Annotated in this window: 2 protein-coding genes and 1 pseudogene; 1 reads left to right on the top strand and 2 read right to left on the bottom strand. The window is 45.8% G+C overall.

The features are described from left to right. A pseudogene (locus GRP75_RS24305) lies at positions 1–156 on the bottom strand (D-alanine--D-alanine ligase); the annotation flags it as partial. Between the two features lie 108 nt (positions 157–264). Beyond that, positions 265–1749 carry an aminotransferase-like domain-containing protein gene (locus GRP75_RS24300; protein WP_068940704.1) on the bottom strand — a complete coding sequence of 495 codons (1485 nt, stop codon included), beginning with the start codon at positions 1747–1749 and terminating at the stop codon, positions 265–267. Between the two features lie 212 nt (positions 1750–1961). Between GRP75_RS24300 and GRP75_RS24295 the strand changes: the two genes are divergently transcribed. Then, entirely contained in the window at positions 1962–2237 is a 276-nt protein-coding gene (locus GRP75_RS24295) for an ArpU family phage packaging/lysis transcriptional regulator (RefSeq protein ID WP_023988280.1), read from the top strand. The last annotated feature ends 283 nt before the right edge of the window (positions 2238–2520 follow it).

Below are 2520 nucleotides of genomic sequence, written 5' to 3'. Positions count from 1 at the left end.
CTGCTGGACCTGCGCGATTAAATCCGCTCGCTGCTCGATCACCATTGGAACCACTTCATAACGGCTGCGATCCAAATGATTGATCATCTCTTGACCTGTCTGCAGAGAAATCTCACGCTCAGAGGAAATACCACCCATAATAACACCAATTTTCATCATGACACCTCATTTTTCTTCAAAATCTTTATGTGGTTACGGATTGTTCTTTTGATCGCTGGTGCTTCTCCAGAACAATATTCCGTCTCTGTAGCTCTTTTCTAACCATTATGCTTTAAGAAAGTTACGTGTCTGTTTGCCGATTATTTGAATACCCCGTTCGATATTTTCATCCGTTACTCGTGAAAACCCAAGCCGCAATGTATTCGTCCCTTCGCCTTCTTGAATAAAAAACTTGTCTCCCGGTGTAAAAATGACGCCCTGTTCGTTGCAAGCTTCTAGCAGCTGGCGTGTATTTACGCCTGCCGGGAAGGTAAGGAACAAATGCAAGCCCCCGTCACCAGACACCTGCGCCTCAGGAAGATGTGCTTCACAGCATGCCTTTGTCAGCTCATATTTGCGCTTATACTCTGTACGTGCTTTTTTTACATGTTTATCGAAATTTCCGTTAAGCATATATTGGTATAAAATCGATTGATCGATTGTTGAGGTATGAATGGTGCGCGCACGCTTAATGCTTTCCAGAGTGTCAATCAGTGCTCGGTCTCCAAGCACCCAGCCTACACGCAAGCCAGGGAACAGCACCTTGGAGAAGCTGCCAATATAGATTACTCCGTTCCCTTGGCCTGCTGTCGCTATTAAGGGCGCAATATGCGCTCCCGAGTAACGCAGCTCCTCATTGAATCCATCCTCGATCACCGGAATCTGATGGCGTGCCATTAATTTCATAACAGCGCTGCGCTTTGCCGGCGACATGACGATGCCTGTCGGATTATGATAGGAAGGAGTCAAATAGGCCAAATCGAAGCTATTGTTCTGCAGTACCTCCTCTAGCCGCTCTACATCAATACCGTCACACTCCATCGGAATGCCGGTAATCTCAAATCCTTGCAACTTCAAATTTTTGATCGCTGTGTGATGGGTCGGATTTTCACAAATTGCCGCTCCACGGCGTGCAGAAGGGCGTAAAGCCGACAGCACAATGTCAAAGCCTTCTGTAAACCCGCCTGTAATCAGCATATCCTTGCCAATTATATCAACGCCTTTGTTCTCCATATAATGCATCAGATAATCAATCAGCGGCTTGTAGCCCTTGGCATAGCCGTAGTTGAGCAGCACCTGCCCTTCGATTGCCATCCGATCCATAAAAGCTCGCCTTACATCCCCCAGATCAAACAGCTGCTCATCCGGAGCGATGCTTGTGAACGAGATAGTTCCCTTTTGGGCACGAATGCCCTGCTTCATCATATCCAGATCAACAGCCGATACAGCATACTCGTTCATTCTTGCCTTCCAATCGATCTCCCAGGTGGAAGAACCGTCAGATCCTCCGTTATCTACGGCCGACTGGCCCACCATGGCGGCCACATAACTACCCTTTCCGGGAATCGCATACGTAAATCCGTCATCCTCCAAGCCTTCATAGGCTGCAATGACTGTATTGCGGCTCACCTTAAGCAGAACGCTCATTTCTCGTGTGGAAGGTAGCTTCTGATCCGCCTGAAGCGCCCCTTTTATAATTAAACGATTGACGTATTCTTTTACTTGTATCGAGACCGGGCGGTCACTTACGAGCTTGAAATCCTGGAACATCCTTCATCCCCTCCCCCTATAATGATGGCATACAAGACGAGTGAAAAAAAAGAACCACCGCACTGGATTTTTCATCCTTCGGTGGTTCTTCCGCATTTTATCCCCTGTACGCCCTCATATTCTTGCCTCATTCCCCCGCATTCCTTGGCCGGGCCCGCGGGGGTCAGTAGTTTCAAACCTTCACCAAATTATAACACGGTGAGGGGATTACATTGGGGAAAAGAAGAAAAAACAACTTACAATTAACGTTCAATATTCTGCCGATCGACGAAAAAGCCACCCGTCTTGCGGTGGAGGAATATTTGGAGACAGTTCGGCAGTATCGTCAGATCGGTTTTGTTCGTCGGGAAGCAACAACCACTCAGGCGTATTCATATAGAGAACATCAATCTACAAATGCGATCAGCAAGCAGACGGAGGAAATCGCCACATACAACGTGGACAAGGAGGCAGAACTGGAGGCGAAGTATATGAGGTGGGGTATGTAGAGAGGTTATATAGCCGAATTTATTGGTGCATGCCTACTTATCTTTTTTGTTTTCAGAATTGTGAAGAAGGATTCCGATTATGAGGACCAGTAAAATATAGGTAGTTTCATCACCTTTAATTATATGAATATTGAACAGAGAGAGAATGAAAACTACGAGATAAAACACTATGAGACTGACAAGCATATATAGATAGACCATTTTTATTACCTCCAACTTATTTAAAGGTACCGGGCAAAGTTTATCCCGGTACCTTTATTTTTTTGTGAATTATTTTAGTAAG

The organism is Paenibacillus sp. OT2-17 (assembly GCF_009827695.1).
Classification (GTDB): Bacteria; Bacillota; Bacilli; order Paenibacillales; family Paenibacillaceae; genus Paenibacillus; species Paenibacillus polymyxa_B.
The sequence above is the reverse complement of the archived record's forward strand: the minus strand, read 5'-3'. Positions and strand labels throughout refer to the sequence as shown.